The following is a 25,994-nucleotide window of genomic DNA, read 5'->3' on the forward strand; positions in this document are numbered from 1 at the left end:
ATTTGAGTAGAGAACCAATCGCCTATTAGAAGTGCGAATGTCGCTGATACTCCGCCAGACTGCGGACTCGAGCACGGTCTTCCTCGCTGACTTCAATTCGTCGCGCAACTCTCAATTTTGCACTTCGTGACCGCGAATTCATTGCAACTTCTGCTTCATCAGCCACGACCGGTTTCCGTGTAACGACTTCTAAATCAATCGTATCGCGAAACGCATTCTTAACGAGCCGATCCTCCAAAGAATGAAAGCTAATCACTTGGAAGAGCCCGCCTATACTCAGCAACTTCGGCAGCTCTGCCAATGCTTCGGATAGGATTTGAAGCTCGTCATTAACATAGATCCGAAGTGCCTGAAAACTTCGAGTTGCCGGGTCGATTCGCCCATGCCGAGAGCCAGGGACGCAGGACATTATCAGGTCACGAAACGCTTGTGCAGTGCGAATCGGTTCCGTCTTCCGCTGCTGACATACTTTCGCAGCAATGCGACGACTAAACCGCTCGTCACCGTAACGGTACAGAATGTTGGCAATATCGGTCTCGTCGTGACTTTGAAGCACTTCCCAAGCCGCTTCCCCTTCGCTCGTGTCGAAACGCAGGTCTAGCTCTCCTTGGGCGCGAAACGAGAACCCGCGAGCGTCATCGGCCAACTGGTCACTCGACAAGCCCAGATCCAGCAAAATCATGTCCACGGCTGGAAGCTCGAGCTTCGTAAGAATCTCTCCCAGCTGATGATAGCTTGCATGATGGACCGAATACCGAACCGGATCCTCGGCCCCTTTGTCATCACCAAGCGGCACGTCGGAAAGCGCAAGCGCGCGGGATGACCGCCTCACCAGGTTACCGAAATTGTCGCGAAACTCCTGAACCGCTTTGCTGTCGCGATCTGCGGCAATTACTATCCCGCCAGCGGCAATAACTTCGGAGAAAGCCAACGCGTGACCGCCGCCACCAAGTGTCCCATCAAAGATAATGCGCGGTTTTAGTTCGCTAGCATAGCCTAGGATAGGCTGTCTCAAAACGGGCACATGGACTGTAGTCGGAATCGACATACAAGATCGCCCGTACTGAAAATTGAGGATGTGAAGTAGAGTACCGACATCCGAAAGAGCAACAAAAAACCGTGGTTGGGTTACAGAGATCCGGAACGAACCAATTACTGCTGCTTCTCAGATTGGTTCAGTTGTGAAAGCCCGTGGCCGCAAGCTCTCGACAACTTTTAAAAGCGAACTTCTGTGCTCCCAACCACGGCGAAATATCTGTCTTTGACCGATGTGGTGTTGCACGACAAGGATACTCAACCAGCCGCTCCAGTCAACCTTGGAAATCGCCCTCAGCACCGTAACTCGGAGGGTTCCACAAGACGTAGGTCTCGACGTGCCAACGGTTTGCGACTACCAAAGAGTTTTTTCCAAATAATCCCGACTTCCACTTTCGGCCTGCGAGCGCAAATAGCTATCATTCAAAGACTTGCGCAGTCGCCGCATTATCGCATGGAGCCAGCTTTAGCATGCAAACAGCGGTTTTTCCCAGTTTACTCAAACGATAAAGTTTACCGTTTCTGACAGACCAGCAGCACTGCTAAAATTGTCGCTAAAGATGGTTACTCCACGCTACCACCGCCTCCACGCCTACGTGCTACAGCGCGCCATCGACCAGCCCAACCAGATTGGTTGGATGATTCGGACGGAGCAGGGCTGGCGCGCGATTTCGTATCAGCTTTTGGGCGCGTCTATTTTTGCAGTCATCCGATGGCTGCAGTTCCGCGAAAGCGAATGCACGAACATTATCGTCAGCTGCAAATCAAACGGGCTTGCCTGGATGGCATTGGATATGGGATGCGCGTCGGCCGACAAACTGCATGCATGTGTCGACACTCGCTGCAGTTCCGACCAGATTGAGGCGTTGAAATCAAAAATCGATTCGACTGCACCATTTATTTGTGATGCCGACAGCATTCGAAATATTCCGGCAACCCTCAATCCTGTTCACCTCGATGATCTCCATGTTTTGGGTCTGGCCGAATCCATTCTGAGCGACAGCCGAACTCAGTTTCTCGAGTTTTGCTTGGCTGAAATCAAGCGCTGCACTACGAAGTTTCTCAGCACTGATCAACTGCGAATGGCTCTGTCGTCTCCTGCTCAAATACTTCATACCTCAGGGACGTCAACGCTGCCGAAACTAGTTACGCTGTCCCACGGCAACTTGATTTGCAATGCAATCGCAAAACTCGACGCCATGCCACAGTTCGAATCGGATCTGAGAATCAACTTGCTACCTTTCTCACACGCCTACGCGCGAACGTGCGAACTTTCCACCTGGGCCATCGCTGGCGGCCGCCTCGCGTGCGTACCGAATTATTCCAGTTTCGTTGAATCCTGTGACGAACTACAGCCACAACTCGTCAACGCAGTGCCTATCATCTACGAACGGTTAGTACGCGATGTTGGACTTGAGAGTGCGTCGAGCTTTAAATCACTGCTTGGCGGGAAGCTACGCATGCTAGCGAGTGGCGGAGCAGCGCTGAACGACAATCTCTTTACGCTATTCCACCAACATAGCCACCCAATTCACCAAGGCTATGGGCTCACCGAAACATCACCGGTTGTTTGTTCAAATCGCTTTGGCCATGTTAAATCGAATTCTATTGGGCGACCTGTCGCCGGCGTCAAACTGGCACTGGATAAAGAAAACCATCTACTCGTGAGCGGTCCAGGCGTGATGCTTGGATATTGGAACGATCCGGCAGCAACGGCATTACGGATGCGCGATGGCTGGCTGGCAACGGGGGATATTGCCGAGCAAAATAGTAACGGCGATTGGAAAATTGTGGGGCGTGTGGACGATCAGATAACACTGCCGAACGGTTACAAAGTCGACCCACTGCCAATTGAAGTGCTCCTGCGTCAGCATCCCAAAGTCGAAGACTGTGCGATCGTAAGATCTAAAGGGAAGCTTACTTGCGTGCTTATAACGCTCAATGCTCCTGATCCAGGCGACTCACTTGAGAAAGAATGGCTGCAAGACTATTTAATCGGCCTGCCGCGGCACTGCCATCCTTCGTCGTTTCTCTACGTTAGTGCACAAGATCATCGTTTGCCAACGCTCAAAACGTTTAAGGGTAACTGGAACCGTAAACAGTTAGAGAGGTTTGTCGAAGAAAAAGTTGCGGAACTAATTTACCTCTAACTCAGGCGGAATGCTCCCTCCACAACCAGGCCTACCGAATTTCAACCGCGTTCTTGGCGAACCCAGCTACGAAAAGAATGCAGGCGCATCGGACAATCGCATCGGTGCTGACTTCGACTAGAAGCCCGTGTCACAGTAGAGAACTTCACCATTTCGCCATCAGCACGGCTGGAAGAGCCAGCAATGGTAGGCGAATGATTAAGCAAGCATTGTTGAAATCGGGATTTCGCCTTGGATACACTTTTTGCTAATGTACTGCTGCTACTTCTAGCCAAACTAAATGAATCAAACTCCCATTATTGTGCCCCATTTCGACTGAATGTTCATTCGCGAATACATTCGAATGTTCTTGATCATCGCGATTGCGATGGGGGCTTACTATCTCACAATCAATTCTTGGGTCGAATGGCGAGCAGATAACCGACGCGTGATCACGAGTAACTTCATCAATAATGATCAAGTTGAAAACTGGTGGGGAAATTTGTTCGCCGAGGGTCAATGGCAACAAGGTCAACCGAAACGACTCCAGACCACAAGAGCCGATCTATTATTTCAGACGTTTGAAAGTGTTGCGCCGCGCCGCTACAGCTTGAAACCGTTAACGATTCTGCTTCCACAGTATGACGACAGCGTCCCCGTAGCTTCAAGCGTACGTCAGCCGACGTCGGTGATCATCATCGAGAATCCGGAGGGAGCTGAAATTCAGTTTGCCGGAGACCCCGACTGGACTGGCGGCAAGACTCCGCCGCTATCCAGCGTGCACCTCAACGGAAACGTCAGCATCCGCTCCGCTTCGCTAGAAAATGGTCGCATCAAAACAGTTAATTTCGAGGCCGAATCAAGTCATATAAAGATCGATGGTCACAGAATTTGGAGCGCTCAAGACGTCGATATCAAATTCGGTAACTCAATAGTGTCCGGACGTGACTTTTCGATCTCCATGACGAACGATCTTCTGAGCGGATCGCGTACTGCAGCACCGTCAAGCACAAACGGGCCATTCAGTGGATTCAATCAGATGGAAGTTATCTACGTTAACAGGGTTGAACTCGAGTTGAAGAACGGCGGCCTTGTCGGTAGCTCCCTCTCAAAAGCGACACCGAATGCCACGTTGCCTAACGCGAAAATGCTCGTAAACTGCAAAGGGTCGTTTAATTTTGACTTCCAAGCAATGGTGGCTTCATTGCACGAACAGGTAAAACTGCAGCACGTTCTGCCGGGCTATCCAACTGACTATTTTACTGCGAACCAGATAGATCTCGAATTCGATTTTGAAAGTGCGGCGGGCAGTCAGACGCTCCCGGCGATCGACGACGGCACACTTGGACCACCAAAATTCGAAGTCGACGATGGCTATCTTAAGCTTGCTCGCTTTGAAGCCTCTGGAACAAACACAATCAATGTTAATGACGAGAGCCGCTGGTTGGGAGTCGAGTCGCCAAACTTTGATGCTTCTTGCAAAGCGCGCTGGATGCAGATCTTACTCGAGGAAAGCTCGATCGTTTTTGCCAATCGCCTGCCGACCGATACTGCCATTGAAACTTCTCCCGTATACTTGCGTCGCGAGCAGCTTCAAATTTGGGCACCCAAGCTTGAGTACAAACTACAGCCTCCGTCCGCCGAATCAGCTGCCGCCAACGTCAAACATCTAGGCGTTCTATGGGCGGAAGGTCCTGGCGAAGCGTCGATGACGACCACCAGAGGAGAAACATGGAACGTCAACTGGGCCAACGCGTTAACATTACGACCAGACGACATTGAAGACCTCCTGACAGTGGACGGCTCCGCTCAAGTGCGCAGCGATAGGCAAGGCCGATTCACTGCCGATAAAATTCTGGTCTGGCTTAAGCAATCCGAGAAAGCTACTGCGACAGGGAACGGATCGGAATCGCAAACTTCGATGGGCGACGTCCTGCCGATGCGACTGCATGCTCTCACAGATGTCATTGTGAATTCCCCTTCGCTGCGAGCGCAAGTCGCCGAGTTGCGGATGTGGTTCACTCATATTGAAAACCAAGCAACGAGCCCGCCGCAGATCGCTCAAATAACGCAACCTGCTGCCCCTAACACACTAGTACCCACTCAAACTACACCGACGAATCCGGCCGTGTCCATGATTGCGACGCGTGCGGAGACGGGAGCGAGTATCCCCGTTAGTAGTAAACCCGCTTTGACAAATCCGATCGTTGTGACTGGAGCTACGCTCGACGCTAGATTGATTCTTATCCCGAATCAAGACCCGATCATTGACGACCTTCAACTGAACGGTGGCGTCACAATGACCAAGGATCGCCTTTCCGACACGTTTGCGTGGCCTGTGACCATTACCGGTGAGAACGTGACGATTCGGGGAAGCGGACGAGAGGACGCGTCCATCGACATTTACGGCGAACCAGCGACCGTCCTTGTCGGGACCGGCAACATCATTGGCCGCAGCATCCATTTTGACCAGCAACGCCAACTGCTCTTTATGAAAGAAGCTGGCGAGATGACGATTCCTCCAGAAGTGGTCGCGAAATCCAAGGTCGGCACTCCATTTGACCCTCGCTTCGCAAATTCTACTTTACAAGCTCCGCCGTTGATGAACCCGCAACAAGCGGCACCTTCAGAAGAGGGACGATGGATCGAGCCACCTCGTGTTACCTGGAATGGCGAGATGACTTTTGACGGAATGCTGGTCACGATGAACGATGGCGTGCAAATCACAGGAAAGTTCCAAAGTGATCCGCAAACGTTATGGCACTTGGCGTCCAGCAGCGAAGAATTGCGCGTCGAACTGACGCGGTCTGCTTTTGAAAAGTCGGACAGTCAAGAGTCGTCGAAGGTAAACACCGTACAACTGCTTGGGAACGTGGATATCAAAGCAGCTCAGACCAACTTGGCGGGCGAACGTCGATCGCTGGAACATCTCCAGGTCCCTGAGCTGAACGTTTTTCCGCAGCAGCAAACAGTCGTTGGAGCCGGTCCAGGCAGCTTGCGATCACGTCGCTTCAGCCGTAATACAACCGTTGCTGCGCAGCCTTCCGCCGCAGAGGCTGGCCCTCAAGACTCATTACAGTGCATCCATCTAACATATTATGGTCAAATGGACGGTTCCTATCTCGAAAACCGGGTAACTTTTCGGCAGAGTGTCGCTACTGTGATGGGGCCAATTAACGACTGGCAGCAGCAAATCGACGTCGACAAGATCAATCTTCCCTCGGCGGGACAAACGAAGCTGGAGACAGACGAGCTCTCGATTTATAGCACTCGCGATCGTCCGACGGTTCGTGAAATGGAACGCCGTTTTCCCAATAGTACGAACTCTGCTTGGGAGATTGTCGCTCGAGGAAATTTAATTGTAAACTCGAATTCTGAACGAGGACTACTATCGCTCAAAGCGATGGAAGGTCGCTACGACGCATTGAATGAAATCATGAAGATCAGTAGCGTACCAAATCGTCCTGCCATTTTTGTGCAAGGCCCAACACCACAAGCACCTGAGGGTATCCGTGCAGAATTCGATGATGGGATTTTTAATCTTCGCAGCGGAGATCTGCAGGCGCAACTCCGCATTGTGACTGGGTCGATGCCAGCGAAGTATCGCAATGGCAACGGTCCCGTTTTAAATCAGCCGCAAAATGCGCCGACTGGCAATCAGCAGCCACCGAATTTCGCTCCGCCCCCCGCCTTGCAATCTCCACGCGACTTTAACGTCTTTCAGCCACGTGCGAATTGAGCCAAGCTGACATTGGGCAATTACTGAAAACGGGTGCCACTGCTGGCTTGTCCAGCAGTGCTCGTGGCGTAACAGTAAAGCTTCCCAATGCTTGACCGGCTTCTGGCGAAGCCAGCCACGGTGCGCTTGTACGTTTGCTCTCTTCCCGTAGCTGCGTTCGCCAAGAACGCGGTGGAAGCTGAGTGCGTTCTCGATTGAATACAGATCCTGAAAACGGGTGCCACTGCTGACTTGTCCAGCAGTGCTCGTAGCGTAACAGCAAAGCTTCCTAATGCTTGACCAGTCTCTGGCAAATGCAGCTACAAACGGTCGAATCTCGAATCGCTAAATACCAAGATCAATATTGCAAGCAATGACCCTTTTCAGCTAAAACTCCACTCGTTCCGAACTTCATAAAAACATCCAATTTTCCATAAGCCAAGTGGATTCCGTCAATGTTCAACGTCCAGCAGATCGCAATCATGCAAACGCAAACGACCGCGGACTGGCACAGTGAACCGTTTTCGAACGAGTTCGACTTAGAGGTTGCGATTGCTTGCCAACAGCATCGCTACAACTATGACTTGTGGCACGAAGAAGACATTGCACGCTCGGTCGACGTATCCGATTCCCAGATCGCGCAGGTAAAACGCAACATCGATCGCCTTAATCAACAGCGAAACGACTGGATTGAAAAACTGGACGATCACTTGTCCGATTTGATAACCCAACAGGGGATTGAGCCCAAAGAAAACGCTCCTCAGAACTCAGAAACGCCAGGTTCAATTATCGATCGCATGTCAATCATGGCGCTGCGTATTTATCATTTGGAAGAACAATTGCAGCGTACGGACGTTGAGCCTGCCCACATGGAGAAAGTTTCGAATCGACTCGCGATTTGCAAGCTCCAACGGTCAGACCTTCAAACTTGCCTCGAACAACTGCTGGCTGCGATCCAAGCAGGAAGTAAGCGACATCGTACTTATCGTCAATTCAAAATGTATAACGATCCGACGATGAATCCTTACCTCTACAAAAACCGACTCAAGCAAGCTTCATAGCTGCTAATACGAAGAACATAACACGACGAAAATCTCAAGTCAGGACGATGCAAATGAGAAAAATAGCTGTACTGAATCAAAAAGGTGGCGTCGGCAAAACGACAACTTCTGTCAACTTGGCTGCGGCGTTAGCCAATTGTGGCAAACGAGTTTGCATTTTAGACCTTGATCCTCAAGCTCATGCGTCACTGCATGTTGGGGTAAATGCGAACAACTCTGGATCGATTTACGATGTCCTGTGCGGCGATGCGACTGTGGATTCTGTGACCTATCGCGTCGATGACAGACTAAGCGTCGTTCCTGCGAGCCTCGATTTGGCCGGAGCTGAGCTTGAGTTGGCCGGAGAAGTTGGGCGTGAGATTATCTTAAAAGACAAACTCGCTTGTTCCTCGCAGGATTTCGATTATCTACTGTTAGACTGCCCGCCTTCTTTGGGTGTTTTGACCTTGAACGCTCTCACGGCGGTTAACGAAGTCTTCCTGCCACTACAGCCTCACTTCCTTGCCTTACACGGGTTGAGCAAGCTGCTTAAGACGATCGATATCGTCGCCAAACGTTTGAATAACGAACTGCGGTTGAGCGGCATTGTGCTTTGTATGTATGAGACCTCGACTAGGCTTGCTCAAGAAGTCAGCCGCGATGTGGCCGACTTTATAGAACATCAATCTTCCAGTACAACAACGTGGAGTGGAGCCAGATTCTTTGAGACCAAGATTCGCAGGAACATCCGGCTTGCGGAAGCTCCAAGCTTTGGTCAATCGATTTTCGATTATGCTCCGAATTCCCATGGCGCTGAAGACTATCTCGCGTTAGCGTACGAAGTGCTGGCTCAAGCGGAAGATCGCGCTCAGATTTCGCGAATTGCATCAGCAAAAACAACACAAAAGACCGCAGTCGTCGCCCAGTAGCCGGCTCCATTCCAACGCAATTCCGCCGTTTCGCATGCATCAAATGCATCCGATTTGGCAGCATGGCCGACCAATCAGAGGGTTGTGCTTCTGGGCAACAACCACTTTGGGGCGTTGCCGATGATTGCCTTGGTCGCTGAACACCTATTTTCTGGTGGGGCCTACGCGAAACTTCTACGCATCAATTGTGTTTGCATGCCCATTGTTTTCTGCCTCACTTCTAAAAGGGGCATGACTGAATGTCGCCAGAAATCCGCTTAACAAAGGTTCCAATATGATCGGTTTCAAACTACGTCAGCGCGTGTGGTTAACTGGAATTCTTACGGCCGCTGCCGCCGTTGGCCTCGGCACGATGTCTGCCCAAGCGGATTGGAATCGATTCCGAGGTCCCAATGGCAGTGGCGTAGCTGAATCGGAATCTGTCACCAAAACTAGCTTCGATGCGTCCAATCTCTTGTGGTCGGTCGAACTTTCTGGCGCAGGCGTGTCGTCGCCCATCATCGTTGGGGACAAAGTTATACTCACGGTGTATTCCGGCTATGGGGAACCGTCGCGCGACGGTTCAATTGCGGACCTAGTGCGTTCCATTTACTGTTTTGAAGCAGAGAGTGGCCGTGAGCTTTGGCACCGTGACGTTCTGGCGGCGCAACCCGAAGATACCTACGATGGAATGGGAATTCCATCCCATGGTTATGCCTCCCACACGCCAGTTTCAGACGGCGAGAATGTCTATGCATTTTTTGGAAAGTCGGGCGTTTATGCTTGGGACCTGAACGGCAATCAATTATGGAACAAGACCGTCGGCTCGCAGTCGGATCCTCGAAAATGGGGTTCTTCTTCAAGTCCCATCATGGTGGACGACTTGATAATCGTCACCGCTGGCCCGGAGTCGCGAGCGATCGTCGCCCTTGATAAACGCACCGGCGAAGAAGCTTGGCGGGCAGCTTCAGATTCGTTCGGTGATGTCTGGGGGACACCTGCAACGGTCAGCAAAACGGGCGAAACATCCCAGGTGATTATTGGAGCTCCCTACGAGATATGGTCGATTGACGCTCAGACCGGAAAGCTGAGATGGTACGCCGAAGCGGTGGAAAGCGACCAATTCAACTCGAGCGTTATTGTAGGTAATGAAACGGTCTACGCAATCGAAGGTCGCGGAGCTGGCGCGATCGCAATCAAAGCAACCGGCAAGGGAGACGTTACTAAAGACAGTATTCTCTGGACGGGAAACCAGAGTGGTCGCTTCGCAACTCCACTGCTGTACGACGGAAAGATTTATAGCATCAGTGGTGGAATCGCGAGTTGCATTGATGCGGCAACTGGCAAAGAAGTCTTCCAAGGTCGCCTACCGGCACCTCCCGCCGCTGGTGGAAGCGGCGGCGGCCGCGGACGAGGCACGGATTACTCGTCGCCGATTGCGGCTGATGGCAAGATTTTTTACATCACTAATGCGGGTGTTTTACACGTGATCGCTGCCAAGTCGGAACTTGAATCGCTCGGTGTGTCCCAAATCGGTTCGGACGAGTCCTTTGCGGCGACTCCAGCCATCGACGGAGGTTCGATCTATATCCGCTCGAACAAGAAACTTTATAGGTATTCGTTGCGATAGGGCAGTCGTCGGCGGTCGATTAGCCTATTCGATATTGCGACTCAGAGTTACGATAAGCTAAGGCCGGTGGCTGTTCAGCTTGAACGCTTCGGCCTAATAAAAGGACTGGCTTTTTCGTAACGGCAATTTGAGTGACTCATGAGTGAAGACGCGACAAACGGCGAACCGCAGCGGAAGCGTCGGGGCAAGCAACGATCATTCTGGGGACTGCTAGGCCCGATATTTGCCGCCTGCGTCTTCTTGATCGGATACACTATCAGCCGGTTCCTGGGAGCATATGACAATTCAGCTTCCAATGTTGCGTTCGCTATCGGAACGCTCTTTTCACTGACGATCTTTTACTTTTGGTTGTTACGCCGACGGGCGATACCGATCGTTGCAAGAATTCTAATCGCTGTGACACCGCTTGTTTTCGCATTGGTGTTCGTAGCAATGTATCGCTTCGAGGGCTTCAACGCAGAACTCGTTCCGCAGTTTCGCTCGCGATCGTCCGTACGCTCGCAATCGATCTCTTCTGAAATTGCCAGTCGGCCAGCGGGAACGGCTCAGGATGGGCAACTTGAACCGGGTACATCGCCTGCCTCACAAACGGAGCCCTTGCAAGACATTGCAGCGGAGTTCACTTCGGTCAGCTCATCTCAGTTTTTCGGAGACAGTCGTGACGGCAAGCACCCAGATATAGGACTGAAAACCGACTGGCAGTCGAACCCACCGGAAGAACTTTGGCGGATTCCCATTGGCTATGGCTGGTCCAGTTTTGCTGTTAAGGACGGTATCGCGGTCACGATGGAACAACCGGCAGGCAGCGAAATCGAGCAACTGTTAGCGATTCGATTGGATAGTGGAAAGCCGTTATGGGCCGCTCAGACGCAAGGCACCCATTTTCATCCAATGGGTGGTCATGGTCCGCGCACAACACCTGTAATTCACAATGGCACTGTCGTTGGGCTCAGCTCCATCGGAAAAGTAATCGCCGCTGATCTAACAACTGGCGAAGTGAAGTGGCAGCGCGATTTGTTGAAAGACACGAAACTAAACCAAGTCGATTTCGAAAAGTTTGTCTCCTGGGCGCGAAGTGGTTCTCCGCTTATTGTGTCGGATCGAGTCGTTTTGCCTCAAGGAGGCGATCCAAATCAAGATCTAAAAACTTTGGCGGCATTTGACGTGAATACTGGAGAAGTCGCTTGGACTAACGGCAACGATCAGATCAGCTACTCTTCACCGCAACTCTTAACCACTGATGGTGTATTGCAGATTGTACAAGTCAGCGAAATGCACGTGGCGGGCTATTCCCCCGAGAATGGAGCATTGCTTTGGAATCATCCCTGGGCCAGCAAGAGTTCGGGGGACGCGAGTACGTCGCAAGTAGCGCAAATCGATGACACTTCGCTGCTCTTGAGCAAGGGCTACCTACGCGGTTGCGAGCGAATCGAAGTTCGCCAGGACAATGAATTTTGGACGGTTTCCGTGAAATGGTCGAACTCTAAATCTCTAAAAACGAAATTGACTTCGGCGATCGTTCACGAAGGATTCGCATACGGCTTAAATGATGGAAAGCTGGAATGTGTTGATCTTGAGACAGGCAAGCGGAAGTGGATGAAGGGACGTTTTGGGCATGGCCAAGTTATCTTATCTGGAGACAAACTGCTAATCTCCAGTGAAGATGGTGAACTGATTGTGGTAGCAACGGAGCCTGAAAATATGCAGGAACTTGCGAGGATAAAAGTGGTCGACGGTGTGACGTGGAATATTCCGACGCTCGCAGGCAACCTTTTGATAATCCGTAATCCTGAAGAGGCCGTCTGCCTGCGACTCCCCGTGGAGCAAGCGGAAGAAGAATGAACCTTTTTGCTGGGCTCGAAGAGAAGAACTATGCGGCCAATGAACCGTTGGCTAGCCGTATGCGACCGCGAACGCTAGAGGAAGTCGTCGGGCAGCAGCATATACTCGCCGAAGGAAAATTATTACGAAGGCTGGTGCAAAGCGACCGGCTTGGTTCCATCATTTTGTATGGGCCTCCTGGCACGGGGAAAACGACGCTTGCTCGCATATTGGCAAAGGAAACGAGCGGAGAGTTTCGCTCGCTTAGTGCCGTTACGGCGTCGGTTAAGGATGTTCGTGAAGTGTTGGCCTGGGCGGCCGATCGTGTCGCCGCGACTGGGCGACGACCAATTCTGTTCCTTGACGAAATTCATCGCTTTAACAGATCACAACAGGATGCATTACTTCCCGATGTTGAATCAGGCATCGTTACGTTGATCGGAGCCACCACCAGTAATCCATTCTTCGCGATTAATGATGCATTGCTGAGCCGCTCCCAAATTTTTGAACTTCAGTCGCTGCAGCCATCTGACATCAAAGAAATAATCGCCCGGGCACTCTCGGACAGTGAACGGGGTTTTGGCAAGCGAAGACTTAAGATTGACGATTCGTCTCTCGACTATTTGGCGACTTTGGTCGACGGGGACGCGCGACGAGCTCTTGGAGCGATTGAGATCGCCGTTCTGTCGCTGCCTCCCAGCCAGCATACGATCGACGAAGAAACGATACGCGAATCGGTACAACAGAAAGCAATCCGCTTTGATCGCAGTGGCAACGAGCACTACGATCTCGCGAGTGCCTTAATTAAAAGCATACGCGGCTCGGACGTCGACGCGTCGCTCTACTGGCTGGCCACCGCCTTGGAGAGCGGTGAGGATATTCGGTTCTTGTGCCGACGACTAGTGATCCTAGCCTCGGAAGACATCGGAAATGCCGACCCTCAAGCGTTACCAATTGCTGTGGCGGCCATGCAGGCTTGCGAGTTCATCGGTTTGCCCGAGTGCCAATTAACGTTGTCGCAGTGCGTTATTTATCTTGCACTGGCGCCGAAAAGCAATGCGGCGACCACTGCGATATCACAAGCTCGCAAAGAAGTTCGCGACGGTACAACGATACCTGTTCCAAAGCACTTGCGCGATGGCCATTATGCAGGCTCCAAGACATTCGGCCACGGCGAAGGCTACCAGTATGCTCACGATGCCGCGAGCGGTGTTGCAGCGCAAGAGTATCTTGGCGTTGACAAACGGTTTTATCATCCGACCGACCGAGGCTTTGAAACGGAACTGGCTTCTCGACTTGACACCATAAGGAAACAATTGGGAAGAAACGAAGATCGGGCAAGTGGTTAGATGTTCAAGATGAAGGCGCGGTTAGAAACGGATAGCGAGCATCGATACTGGAATCGATGCTTAGATGCCTGGATTGTATTCTGCATGTTTCTGATCTACGGAGGCACGCTTACGCCAAACGTAAACGAGTCTCACTATTTGACCAAAGCGAAAAATTTTTGGGATCCAAGCTTCTGCCCCGACGATTTGTTCCTATCGTCGGCCGATGCGCACTGGTTCTTCTTCGCCACCTTTGGAATCGCGACCAAGTTCTTTTCGTTGCCGATAGCAGCCTGGATCGGCAGATTCATCTGCTGGGCACTTCTCGCGGCAAGCTGGTCTTCATTGGCCAGAACGCTATCCCCGTTGCGATTGGCCGGCGCTGCGTCCGCTCCTTTGTTTCTAGCTGCCTCTCACTGGGGACATTTGTCTGGCGAATGGATTGTTGGCGGTTGCGAGTCTAAAACGGTGGCCTACGCTTTTTCCTTCTTTGCCCTAGCAAAAGCAATGCGTCATGATTGGTCATGGACATTCATTTGTTTCGGCATCGCTTGTGCGTTTCACGTCGTTACAGGCGGTTGGATAGCCATCTCGCTCGGCCTTGCTTTTGTCTCAAGAGCAGTCTTGCGCAGGTTTCTTCGCGTTCGTACAACTTCGGAATCCACGACAAGATCGCAGCCAACGTCGAAGCTCGACCAAGCGCGTTTGATCCTCTGCATTTCAATAGGACTGGCGTTCCTGCTAGTCGGACTTGTCCCGGCGTTAGCGCTCAATCGTGGAGTTGAGCCGGCAATGGCAGACAGGGCCGCAATCATTTACGTTTACACTCGGTTACCACATCATTTAACTTTCCGAGGCTTTTCGGACTTTCGCGTTCAGTCACATTTGATCTTGATTGCGTTGACTTGTGTGGTTGGTGCAGCGTCCCACTTTTTGCGAAGCCGCTTGGTGGTGACGAATATTGATACAAGGCCAGCGGCTGGAAAGCGTTTCGTCGATTCGAACCTGTTAATTTTAACGTGTCTCATCGGACCAGTCTTAGCAGCAGCGGGGATTGCGATCGATGCAGCTCTCGGTGAATGGGCTACCAATTGGGCCGCGAACTTGCTTCGCTACTACTGGTTTCGCTGGAACGATGTCTCATGGCCGGTGCTGATCTGTATCTTCACACTTTCAACGCTCAACACCATCGCTTTGTGCGAAAAATCGGCTGCTTCTGTTTTTTGGCTGCGATCCGCGTGTTGGCTATTCTTGTTGGTTCCCGGGAGTTACTTACTTTGGTTCCAGTATGTTTCGGCCAAGAACGCGGTTGTTCCGCCGGCAGACGAGAAGTCGCTGTTGATAAGTGGTCGAAGCCCCGTGCAAAATCAGTCTATTTATCAAGATTGGCGATCCGTCTGTAATTGGATAAAAAACCGCAGCCCGGCCACGTCGCTGTGGTTGACGCCTCGAAATCAACAGACGTTCAAGTGGTACGCGCATCGCTCCGAAGTTGTATGTTGGAAGGATTCGCCACAAAATGCGGCTGATTTGCTGGAATGGTTCGATCGAATCCACGCGGTTTTTCCTACCGATGATCGTGGCGGACCGAAGCAGTTAAACATGGTGCGAGCCATCGACTTATCTCGTTCATATCATTTCGACTATATACTACAAGACAAGCGAACAGACCCCTCACCACTTACGTTGCCAATATTGTATGAGAACGAAACATACGCTGTTTTTCAAATGATCAGACTTTAGATAGATGCAACTTATTGTTATGCCACAAGAATCCATGCAATTGCTTAGGCAACGATGCCGCCATCCGCTTCCTGGTGTCGCTGTTCATCGAAAATTTGCGCCTGAAATGGCTTATGGACGACATCATGGTCCAGTGCCCGCCAACGCGCACGACGCCGCAGTTATACTTGCGTTGGTACTTCGAGATGGAGTCTGGTCGCTTCCATTGACACTGCGAAGCGAAACAGTTGGAGACCATCGGGGGCAAGTTTCGCTTCCAGGTGGACGACTGGAGACAAACGAGAACCCTTGGTTTGGTGCGATTCGAGAGTTTCGAGAGGAATTGGGAGTGGAAGGGACCGATATAGAGTTACTCGCGCCGCTCACACCTCTGTACGTTTATGGAAGCAATCACCGCGTCCAACCGTTCCTCGCAGTTTGCACCGGAGAACCGACCTTTACGCCTAATCCTGACGAGGTAGCACGGCTCATCTGGACATCGCTCGACATGCTGAAGAACATCGATAACTATCATATCGCGACGATGCAGCGCGGAACAAGCTACTATGACGCGCCCGGTTTTCGCGTCGGCGACCAATTCGTTTGGGGCGCAACGGCAATGATCTTGGCTGAATTTGTAGCACTTTTCAGCACCGCCGGCTAAGTTCAGAGAAAAGGCACAAAAAATGCCTTCGGACGCTTGAGTTGGTATGTTTCAAGTCTCTGGAGCTAGAGCGTGCGCAACTGAACCTAGTTTCTAAATTACCTGCCGCGAGCGTTTCCCATTGTCTACCTCAACTCAAGTTGATTCAGATTCACCTACGCGAAGTTTAGTTCTTTCATATCTCGGAATTCGGAGAGCGCTTGGTGTTCTAGGCTTTTCACTGCCGGTGCTTCTGGGGCCCGTCGGGTGGATGTTTTTTGGAATTGAGATCCAAGAAAATATGAGCAGCTACTACCACACGGCGCTTCGCGATGTCTTTGTAGGGGTAATGTGCTCAATTGGAATCTTCCTATTTTGTTATCGCGGCTACGACACGGGCGAGAACTGGACTGGCAACTTTGCGTGCGCGTCAGCAATAAGCGTTGCTTTGTTCCCACTCGATGCCAACAGCGATCCACTGAGGCAATCAACTCTGGTCGGGTACGTGCACACTCTAGCAGGAGGAACGTTCTTTACGACTCTTGCAATTTACTCGCTATACCATTTTCCACGCACTCATTTGGGAGTGAGCATCAAATCGCTTGAAGAGAAACGCGATGCAATCTATCGCCTGAGCGGGTTAACTATCCTGGGCAGCATGTTCGTCATGGGTGTTTACCTCTTCATCGTGTATGGCGAATTGAAAGAGACACTGACGCGGTGGAACTTTCTATTCTGGATGGAGTGGATCGCAGTGTGGGCGTTTGCTGCAGCGTGGCTCACAAAGGGCCACGCGATTCTTGCACACGTAGGCGAAGAAAATCCCTAGACGCTCCGCGACAACTGGAAAAGGTCGGCGAGCGGCGAAGATCACTGGCCTATTGAAACATTCCGAAATTCCCAAGTAGCCACCATAGCAAAATAAAAATCAAGATAGTCGAGAAACATCCACCGCCCAGTTTCCATGCACCGAAGCCAGCCACTAGTCCTCGCAAAGCCTTACTCATTATTTGTTCCTTAATGCCGTTAATTATCGCCAGGGAAACGTTCTTGTGGTTTCAAGGCTGGTCGATTCGAAAGCTTGTTAAAGCAATCTTCATGCCAGGGATTTGGCTGTGTTTTTTGCGTACGATCAATGTGAAAGACAAAATTTTGATTGCCACGATGTCATTCAACGACACTCAATTTACAATGTGGAGGTTCGACATTCCCTTCCCACCTTGTGAATCAGGTTATGCCCACCTACCGCCTGACGTATTTTGCTGCGCTATTGTTCTGTATATTCCAGTGTGTGCTTAACAATTCTGAAGCTCTTGGGGAGTCGTCGGGAGACAGTTCTGCGACGTTCTTTCGTGCAATTAATTTAAATGGCCCGGCCCTCACAATTGACGATCAGAACTGGGAAGCGGGCGATACGCCAGATGTGGTTTCGAAATCGAGTGCGTTTGATAGCCAAGAGATTCAGCTAGTCCCCGCGACAGATCCGCAGCGAGCAAAGATGATTCGCAGTAGCCGTTGGGGCTCCGACTTCAAAGTCGAACTGCAAAATGTTCCGCCCGGGGTGTATCAGGTTTTTCTCTACTGCTGGGAAGACAACAATCCAGAAAAATTCGCAATTAACTTAAATAAACGCACGGTTGTGCTCGAGCATAACAGCGGAAGTGCGGGGCAGTGGAAGCGATTAGGACCTTGGCGAACTGTTGTGCGTGATGGAACAATTCAGGTAGGTGCATTTGGTGGTGCAGCCAATTTCTCAGGGCTTGAGATTTGGTCCGGTGATGGTAACGTACCCGATCCATACGATCGACAGTTCGCAACGGAGTTGACAGACACTCAGCTCCACTTTTTTGAAAGTAAAATTCGCCCTTTACTAATCGACAAATGCTACAGTTGCCATAGCATCGAAGCCGGCGAACCTGATGGCGGGCTCTTGCTTGACTCCCGCGTTGGGATCATGAAGGGTGGTGATACAGATCGCGCGATTCTACCAGGCAATGCAGAGGAAAGCTTGCTCATTAAAGCGGTGCGTCGCAAACTGCCGGATCTTGCGATGCCGCCTGACGAAGAATTATCAATCGAACAAATCGCTGATCTTGAGAAGTGGGTTAGAATGCGAGCGCCTGATCCTCGAACGGAGGATACGATCGCGGTATTGAAGGCACGATCGGAAATCGATTGGGAACAGGCTCGCGATTTTTGGTCGCTTCGGCCCTTGAGCACTTCACCACCTCCCGCTGTAGCAGACGGAGAATGGGCGACCGCCGACCTTGATAAGTTCATCTTGGCGAAAATTGAAGCGGCCGGACTCGCGCCAGCGCCCGACGCCGAAAAACTGCAGCTGATTCGACGTGCCACCTACGACTTGATAGGTTTGCCGCCGACGCCCGAAGAAGTCGCCGCGTTTTTAGCCGACGATACCGCAAATGCGTATGAGAAGCTGATCGATCGGTTACTGTCTTCGAAACATTATGGTGAACGATGGGGACGTCACTGGTTAGATATAGTTCGCTACAGTGACACGGCGGGAGACAATTCCGATTTCCCGATACCGCAAATGCACCTCTATCGAAATTGGGTAATCGATGCCTTCAATAGAGACCTGCCTTACGATCAGTTCGTACGTGAGCAACTTGCCGGTGATTTGCTTGAAAGCGACAGTGAAACTCAGCGGCGCGAACGTTTAATCGCGACCGGTTATATTTCCAATGCGCGGCGATTTGGTTCTCGAGTCGACGATTATCCCCAGCACTTGACCATAGAAGATACGCTCGACAACCTAGGCAAGACTTTTCTTGCGACAACCATCAACTGTGCGCGATGTCATAACCACAAGTTTGACCCAGTCACCGCGGAAGACTACTACGCCTTGTACGGAATCTTTCACAGTACCCGGTATCCATGGCCAGGTATCGAACTCGATCAGAAACAGCGAAATTTTGTCGTTCTGGCCGCGGAGAACGAACTAAACGCTTATGAAGAGCAACACAAAGCTGAAACGGAGCGATTGAAATCGGCCGTAAAGAAAGCTGAAAAGGATGTGAATGATGCAAGCACTGATGTTGTAAAAGAGGAACTGGAAAAAGCGCTGACGACTGCGAAAGAATTGCTGAACCAGCACCAGTCCAAACCATTACCTTTTCAAACGATTTATGCTGTTGCGGAAAGTCAATCGATCGAAGACGTGGCTGTTCAGTTGAAAGGCGATCCAGGCAAACCGGGCGACATCGTACAACGCCGATTCTTATCGGTACTCGGTGGCGAAGAACTGCCAGTCGCAGACACGTCGAGTGGGCGTTTGCAGCTTGCCGAATGGATTGTTGATCGTAAAAATCCGCTCACAGCGAGAGTCATCGCCAATCGCGTTTGGCAGTACCATTTTGGAAGTGGTATTGTGCCTACCCCCAACGACTTTGGCAGGCAAGGTAAACCTGCGACTCATCCAGAATTGCTTGATTTGCTCGCAAGCGAACTAATGGAACATGGTTGGTCATTAAAGCACCTCCATCGCGTTATCATGCTATCGCGAACCTACCGACTTAGTTCGATCAAACATCCGAAGCTCGCCGACATCGATCCTGCGAACACGCTGCTTAGCTCGTATCCACGCCATCGTTTAGATGCGGAATCGATTCGTGATACGCTTCTAATGTTAGGTGGGAACTTAGACTTGACTCCTGGCGAAGCGCATCCATTTCCACCGCAATCGGAATGGAAATTTACGCAACATAATCCATTCAAGGCGGTTTATGAGTCTAATCGGCGAAGCGTATATTTGATGACGCAGCGAATCCAGCGGCATCCGTATCTCGCGATTTTCGATGGTCCTGATCCTGCTACGAGTACGGCGCTGCGGGGAATCAGCACAACTCCATTGCAAGCGCTCTATTTGCTGAACGACAAATTCGTCCACGAGCAGGCGACAGGCCTCGCGAAACAGTTATTGGAAACCCAAGCGACGGACGAAGCTCGTATCAAGAAGGCTTGGGAGCTCATCTTTTGCCGGACCGTCAACAGCGAAGAACAGACCGAATCACAAAATTATCTTGCCAATATCCGGCATGTCTACGAAGGTCAGAACGTTGCGTCAGATCAGCTTGACCTACTGGCCTGGGAAGCGGTTATCCGATCCCTCTTTCGTACGAACGAATTCGTTTACATCGATTAACACTAGAGTTGAAATATGGCAATCGTCCCAAATCGACGACACTTGATTCATAGCATGGTCGCAGGCTCAATGCTCATGCCTGGCCTGCTATCGCAGTTGATGGCGGACGGCATTTCGAACTCAGAGAACGCTAACGACCCCCTGTCTCCGAAAGAGCCACATTTTCGGGCAAAAGCAAAACGCATCATCTTCATTTTTTCAAATGGAGGCGTTTCGCATATGGATGCATTTGACCACAAGCCTGAACTTTTCAAGGCTGATGGTAAGACGACGGGAATTGGGGGCGGGCTCTCAAACCAGCAGCGGACCTTGTTGAAACCGCTGTGGGAATTTCGGCCTGGAGGGAAATGCGGCACCCTCGTCAGCGACTTGTTTCCGCACATCCGCGACCGCATGGACGACATCTGCTTGATAAAATCGATGAAGTCAGATGACAACGAACACTACCAAGCGACCTTGGCAATGCACACGGGGTCATTCTTCTTCTCGCGTCCAAGCATTGGTTCTTGGGTAAGCTACGGTTTAGGAACAGTGAACAGCAACTTGCCGTCATTTGTGGTGCTGGCAGCACAGATGCCTTACGCGGGTACTCAAGTGTATGCCAATGACTTTCTTCCGGCATATCATCAAGGTGTCCGAGTTGTTCCTGGCAAAGAGCCGATCGTCGACCTCGAACGCCGTACGCCGGAGGAGGAGATCCAACGGCTTGAGTTGAGCTTGGTCAATTCCTTGAACAAGCAACATTTGGTAACTCGCGAGAATGATCAAGAGCTTGCTGCCCGCATTCGAACCTTCGAAACAGCATTTCATATGCAAACAGAAGCGCAGGAGGCGTTCGATATTCAGCAAGAAACGCAAGCTACTCAGGACTTGTATGGCATTAACCAAAAAGAGACGGAGACCTTCGCCTGGAAGTGCTTGGTGGCGAGGCGACTGGCGGAGCGGGGAGTTCGATTTATTGAGCTGATCGATGGTAGCTCAAGTCACAACTGGGACCAGCACAGCAATATGGGCGAACATGCTCAACATGCCAAGGCGATCGATCAGCCTATCGCCGCGCTGATTGCCGACCTAAAGCAACGTGGAATGCTTGAAGATACCTTGGTCGTGTGGACGACGGAGTTCGGTCGTACCCCTGGCGTTGATGGCAAGGATGGACGCGGCCACCACAGCGCATGTTTTTCATCGTGGATGGCTGGAGCTGGCGTGCGAGGCGGAATGTCTTTTGGCGCGACGGATGAATTGGCCGCGACTGTGGCGGAAAATCGAGTTCACGTTCACGATTTTCATGCAACGATTCTGCACTTGATGGGTATGGACCACACGCGATTAACCTATCGGCATGCCGGTCGCGATTATCGCTTGACGGATGTGCATGGCAACATCGTTCGAGACATTCTGAGCTGACGCTTTGAAGATCGTGCCGGAAGAATTCTGCTAGAAAAACAATATTCGACCGATGAGTGACCAGACGTGTCACTGGGCTCGCGATGATATGGGTATCGAAAGGCAGTGCGGCTTAAAAGCCTGCCTTTTAGCCACTTATCGAGTCCGTTAGATCAAGGAAGTCATACGATGTCAAAGTATTATGTCGAATGTGGGTCTCAATCACTCGTGACGACTGCTTCGTGCGCACAACATGCTGCCATGCGGTTGATTGACGAAGCGTTTGGTACACATGTGTGGATCTACGAAGACGAACAACTTACGGAACAGGAACGACGTGATCATCTCGTGCTGGAGGCACTTCTTCATCTTGGAACATCGGTTTCTGTTAGCGAACGTGGCCATGGTCGAACCGATGCAGGAACCTTTGAAGTACCGGAGCTGATCGACCAATGGCACAAGTTGATGACAGGGTTAAGCAAGATGTTTAGCGATGTAGGTCTGGCACATCGGCGAGTCCTGCCTGAATTTACAGATGACTGTAGCGATCCTAAGCTACCTCGCTGATCGATTCGCGGTATGATATTAAGTTCAGGCTGGTTGCAACAACGCCCGCAACCAGCTACTTCGTTGCTCCTCCGAGAACTTATGTCATCCGAAAAACCCAATGTCCAACTTTCCGGTACGTTGGAAACAGAAAAAATAGACGCTGAACGCATGGCGACAGCCTACCACGAGGCTGGACATGCGGTGATGGCAGTGACTCTGGGTCGACCAGTTCACAAAGTGACTATCAACGCGGGCTACCTCGCTACAGGAGGCCGGCGATTGGGGCAATGCGAAGTCAAAAAGGGGCGATCAAAAGCGACCAAAGATTGGTTGGAAGATGAAGCATTGATTCTGCTGGCTGGCTTAGTAGCAGAATCACAATTAACAGGCCATCTGTGCGAGCAAGGCGCTGCGCAAGACCTTCGTAATGTGCGGCGTTTGATGCTCGATCGCGCCGGCTCTGAACGGCAGCTTGAACGCCTTGAACAACGGCTTTTAGACAAAACGACTCACCTACTGGCCGAGGAAACGCTTGCGACGGCTATTCAAATGATTGCTCAAGAGCTGTATGCTAAGTCGACTGTCAGTGGAAGAGCAGTACGACATTTCATCGAACAAGCATCGCGCAAGAAATAATAAGATGGCCAAACTTTTCGAAACGGTATCTCACCAGATTGCACATGACCTCAAGATCGATGTGAAGCGAGTCCAAGTCGCGATCGAACTGTTCGAAGCGGGGAACACCGTGCCGTTTATCGCTCGATACCGAAAGGAAGCAACTCAGGCTCTGGATGAAACTCAGTTGCGTGCTATCGAAGATGCATTGGAAAAGGCCCGAACGCTGGCTGCGCGGCGAGTAACGGTGCTCAAGTCGATCGAAGAGCAGAACCTGTTAACTACGGAACTCAAGAATCAGATCGAACTTTGTTCTACCATCGAAGAACTCGAAGCGATCTACTTGCCGTATAAGCCAAAGCGCAAAACGCGAGCTATGGCCGCCCGTGAGCGCGGTTTACAACCGCTGGCAGACATCTTACTTGCGCAGCAACCGTTGAATTGTGACAAGCTCGCGTTATTGCAGCGGTATGTTGATCCTAACAAAGAGCTAGTCAGTACCGATGCAGTGCTGCAAGGTGCATTGGACATCGTTGCAGAAAGCTGGTCCGATGATCTTCAGAATCGGCAACATCTGATCAAACGAACATTTGATTCAGGAATGCTCTCGTCACAAGTCAAACGTGGCAAAAAAGAAGAAGCCGAGAAATTTGAACAGTACTTGGATTTTAAAGAGCCAGTGCGTCGAATCCCCTCGCACCGAGTCCTCGCAATCTTGCGTGGAGAAGCCTTGGGCATTCTGCGCGTCGCCGTTGAGCCAGATCGTGACGCTTGCGTTGCTGACTTGAAGGCAAAACTGCTTCACAACCGCCGGTTCGAGTTTTTTACGGCATTAAGCGACACGGTTGGAGACTGTTTTGATCGGCTGCTGATGCCTCATGCTCAATCTACGGTTCTCCAATCGTTGAAAGAAAAAGCCGACGAAGAAGCGATCGCCGTATTCGGCAAGAATCTTTACGAACTCCTAATGGCTGCACCGGCAGGCCCACGCGTCACTTTGGGAATCGATCCAGGATTTAGGACAGGCTGTAAAATAGCGGTCGTTGACGGCACCGGCAAATTCCTTCATAGCACCGCCATCTATCCGACTCCCCCGAAGAGCGATGTTGCTTCTGCGGAAAAGGAGTTGTTGGCTCTAATCCAAAAATATGCCGTCGAGATGATTGCGATTGGCAATGGTACCGCGTCGCGGGAGACGGACGAGTTTGTGAGCATGGTACTGAAAAAGCATCAGCTCAAAGTCATTAAAGTCACGGTCAGTGAATCAGGGGCGTCAATCTATTCCGCCAGCGAAATTGCAGTGAAAGAATTTCCTGACCTTGATATCACTGTGCGAGGTGCGATCAGTATTGCTCGAAGACTTCAGGATCCGCTTGCGGAGCTTGTTAAGACCGATCCTAAATCGATTGGAGTTGGACAGTATCAACACGACGTGAATCAAACACTCCTGCGCAAGTGTTTAGATAGAATCGTCGAATCCTGCGTCAACAGTGTGGGCGTCGACGTGAATATGGCCAGTGTACCGTTGCTATCGCATGTCGCAGGTATCGGTCCGAAACTGGCTGAAAATATTGTCGCTTTCCGAGACGAACACGGGCGTTTTACTGATCGTAGCGAACTATTGAAAGTTCCAAAGCTGGGTAAAAAAGCCTTCGAGCAGAGCGCAGGCTTTTTGCGAATACGAGGCGGACGGCAGCCGTTGGACAATTCGGCGGTGCATCCTGAGAGCTACGTCGTGGTTAAGCGAATGGCCGAAAAACTGAATTGTGACGCTTCTGGTCTAATCGGGAATGCCGCCTTGACGAGCAAGTTAAACGCCGATGATTTCGTCGATTCGAGCGTCGGAAAGCTTACTTTGCTTGACATCATTAGTGAACTATCCAAACCCGGGCGAGATCCTCGCAGCGAATTTCGTTTTGTAAAGTTCGATGAAAACGTGAACGAAATGGAGCACGTGAAAACGGGTATGATACTGGAAGGTGTCATTACCAATGTGACTCACTTCGGAGCGTTCGTCGATATTGGGGTTCATCAAGACGCGCTCATGCACATCTCGCAACTTTCTAATCAGTTTGTTAAAGATGCGAGCGAGGTAGTTTCGGTTGGCGACATTGTGAAAGTCAAAGTATTAGAAGTCGACGTAGCCCGAAAGCGAATTTCCGTAACTCGCCGCTTCTAAAGTCGTCGCAAAACTAACCAGAGAAATTGCCATGCAAGCCAAAAAGCTCAAGGGTTCGTTCTTCCTTCGTCTGACGGTCTGGGGATTTGGTGTTGCCGTTTCGATTCTTAGCTTCTGGTTGTTAGGCTACGTTCTACGTGATGTTGACCGAATTGAAGGGCCCAACCTCGCTACGATGCTTCAACTCGCGATACCTGCTGAACTTCAATCGCAGCGTACGGCGAACTACAAACTCGAAAGCGATCTGCAAAAGCAAATTGCATCCGTAGGTGAACAGCGAAGACTCTTGATGCAAACGGTGAGCGACTCGCAGCAGATGATCACTCAGTTACTGGAACTGCAGCGAGTGGCAACAGAGACGAAGCAACCGCTCAGCGACGAACAGCAACAAGCGATGACTGAGAATCTCCAAATTTTTTTAGAGACGCAACGCAATGCCCAAGAGTTGAATTCGAAGCTTAGCATTCTGAATGACCAATTAATTGCATTGAGAGAAGGTCAAGTCGATTTAGAAAGTAGGATCAACGTTGCAAGTGAACCGACCTTACAACTGTACTCCCGTCAATACGCCGCGCATCAGTGGCGGTTGGCTGCTTACAAGCTGGCTATTTTAGTACCATTGTTGCTCGCTTGTGGCTGGCTTTTCGCAAAGAAAGCTCGCAGTAGCTATGCGACCCTAGTCTACGCTATCGGCGCCGCTGTTTCGCTTCGTGTGATTTTGGTGATGCACGACCACTTTCCTGCGATATTCTTTCGCTACGTTCTGATTTTACTCTCACTTGCTGTGTGCCTTGCCGTTTTGATTAAATTACTTCGACTGATGGCACATCCGAACCGCAGTTCGCTAGAGAGTCAATATCGAGAGTCGTATGCCAGCTTACTTTGCCCCCAGTGTGATTTTCCAATTCAACGGGGACCACTGAAGTTTGGATCGTGGACACGTCGAAGTTTGCGGAAACACTTGGGTGCAATCGCTGCATCGACTACCGCCGCATCTGATGAGCCATACACGTGCCCTGCTTGCAGCACGTCGTTGTTTCAGGCTTGCGCAACGTGTGGTAAGATCCGTCACTCACTATTACCATCTTGTGAACACTGCGGCGCAAGTATGGAGACGGTGGAATAG

18 protein-coding genes are annotated in these 25,994 nt (G+C 51.0%); 16 read left to right on the forward strand and 2 right to left on the reverse strand.

Annotation, left to right across the window (positions count from 1 at the left end):
• Positions 1–25: 25 nt before the first annotated feature.
• Positions 26–1,048 (reverse strand): 16S rRNA (cytosine(1402)-N(4))-methyltransferase RsmH, encoded by a 1,023-nt coding sequence (gene rsmH, locus SH451x_RS14005; protein WP_479357602.1) that lies wholly within the window; start codon positions 1,046–1,048, stop codon positions 26–28.
• A 547-nt stretch (positions 1,049–1,595) separates the two neighbouring features.
• Here rsmH and SH451x_RS14010 point away from each other — a divergent pair.
• The 10 genes from SH451x_RS14010 (at position 1,596) to SH451x_RS14055 (ending at position 16,803) form a co-directional block, all read left to right on the forward strand.
• Entirely contained in the window at positions 1,596–3,185 is a 1,590-nt protein-coding gene (locus tag SH451x_RS14010) for an AMP-binding protein (RefSeq protein ID WP_479357603.1), read from the forward strand.
• 319 nt (positions 3,186–3,504) lie between these two features.
• Positions 3,505–6,903 carry a hypothetical protein gene (locus SH451x_RS14015; RefSeq protein WP_479357604.1) on the forward strand — a complete coding sequence of 1,133 codons (3,399 nt, stop codon included), beginning with the start codon at positions 3,505–3,507 and terminating at the stop codon, positions 6,901–6,903.
• A gap of 434 nt (positions 6,904–7,337) precedes the next feature.
• Positions 7,338–7,943, forward strand: a complete 606-nt coding sequence (locus tag SH451x_RS14020; protein ID WP_479357605.1) for a DUF4254 domain-containing protein — start codon at positions 7,338–7,340, stop codon at positions 7,941–7,943.
• 53 nt (positions 7,944–7,996) lie between these two features.
• On the forward strand, positions 7,997–8,851 hold the full coding sequence (locus SH451x_RS14025) for a ParA family protein (RefSeq protein WP_479357606.1): 855 nt from the start codon (positions 7,997–7,999) through the stop codon (positions 8,849–8,851).
• Positions 8,852–9,125: 274 nt separating this feature from the next.
• Positions 9,126–10,460: an outer membrane protein assembly factor BamB family protein gene (locus tag SH451x_RS14030; RefSeq protein ID WP_479357607.1), complete on the forward strand. Its 1,335-nt coding sequence runs from the start codon at positions 9,126–9,128 to the stop codon at positions 10,458–10,460.
• Between the two features lie 138 nt (positions 10,461–10,598).
• Positions 10,599–12,302, forward strand: a complete 1,704-nt coding sequence (locus tag SH451x_RS14035) for an outer membrane protein assembly factor BamB family protein (RefSeq protein ID WP_479357608.1) — start codon at positions 10,599–10,601, stop codon at positions 12,300–12,302.
• Positions 12,299–13,630, forward strand: coding sequence for a replication-associated recombination protein A (locus SH451x_RS14040; protein WP_479357609.1), 1,332 nt, complete (start codon positions 12,299–12,301; stop codon positions 13,628–13,630). Before SH451x_RS14035 ends, SH451x_RS14040 begins: the two co-directional genes overlap by 4 nt.
• Complete coding sequence (locus tag SH451x_RS14045; RefSeq protein ID WP_479357610.1) at positions 13,631–15,352, forward strand: DUF6798 domain-containing protein; 1,722 nt, start codon at positions 13,631–13,633, stop codon at positions 15,350–15,352. It begins immediately after the preceding gene.
• Between the two features lie 4 nt (positions 15,353–15,356).
• Positions 15,357–15,995 (forward strand): NUDIX hydrolase, encoded by a 639-nt coding sequence (locus tag SH451x_RS14050; protein WP_479357611.1) that lies wholly within the window; start codon positions 15,357–15,359, stop codon positions 15,993–15,995.
• 280 nt (positions 15,996–16,275) lie between these two features.
• The gene (locus tag SH451x_RS14055) at positions 16,276–16,803 is read left to right on the forward strand and encodes a hypothetical protein (protein ID WP_479357612.1); all 528 of its coding nucleotides are present in this window, start codon (positions 16,276–16,278) and stop codon (positions 16,801–16,803) included.
• Positions 16,804–16,852: 49 nt separating this feature from the next.
• Here SH451x_RS14055 and SH451x_RS14060 read toward each other — a convergent pair whose 3' ends face one another.
• Positions 16,853–16,981, reverse strand: coding sequence for a hypothetical protein (locus tag SH451x_RS14060; protein ID WP_479357613.1), 129 nt, complete (start codon positions 16,979–16,981; stop codon positions 16,853–16,855).
• Between the two features lie 227 nt (positions 16,982–17,208).
• On the opposite strand from SH451x_RS14060, the gene SH451x_RS14065 reads away from it, so the two are divergent.
• From SH451x_RS14065 to SH451x_RS14090, 6 genes are all read left to right on the forward strand, one after another.
• A complete protein-coding gene (locus SH451x_RS14065; RefSeq protein WP_479357614.1) occupies positions 17,209–20,139 on the forward strand; it encodes a PSD1 and planctomycete cytochrome C domain-containing protein in 2,931 nt (976 codons plus the stop codon).
• Between the two features lie 15 nt (positions 20,140–20,154).
• Positions 20,155–21,546, forward strand: a complete 1,392-nt coding sequence (locus SH451x_RS14070) for a DUF1501 domain-containing protein (protein ID WP_479357615.1) — start codon at positions 20,155–20,157, stop codon at positions 21,544–21,546.
• Positions 21,547–21,714: 168 nt separating this feature from the next.
• Entirely contained in the window at positions 21,715–22,092 is a 378-nt protein-coding gene (locus SH451x_RS14075; protein WP_479357616.1) for a hypothetical protein, read from the forward strand.
• A gap of 81 nt (positions 22,093–22,173) precedes the next feature.
• Positions 22,174–22,710, forward strand: a complete 537-nt coding sequence (locus SH451x_RS14080; RefSeq protein WP_479357617.1) for an ATP-dependent metallopeptidase FtsH/Yme1/Tma family protein — start codon at positions 22,174–22,176, stop codon at positions 22,708–22,710.
• A gap of 4 nt (positions 22,711–22,714) precedes the next feature.
• Positions 22,715–24,868, forward strand: a complete 2,154-nt coding sequence (locus SH451x_RS14085; protein WP_479357618.1) for a Tex family protein — start codon at positions 22,715–22,717, stop codon at positions 24,866–24,868.
• 31 nt (positions 24,869–24,899) lie between these two features.
• Positions 24,900–25,994, forward strand: a complete 1,095-nt coding sequence (locus SH451x_RS14090; RefSeq protein WP_479357619.1) for a hypothetical protein — start codon at positions 24,900–24,902, stop codon at positions 25,992–25,994.

Source organism: Njordella aestuarii, assembly GCF_056494165.1.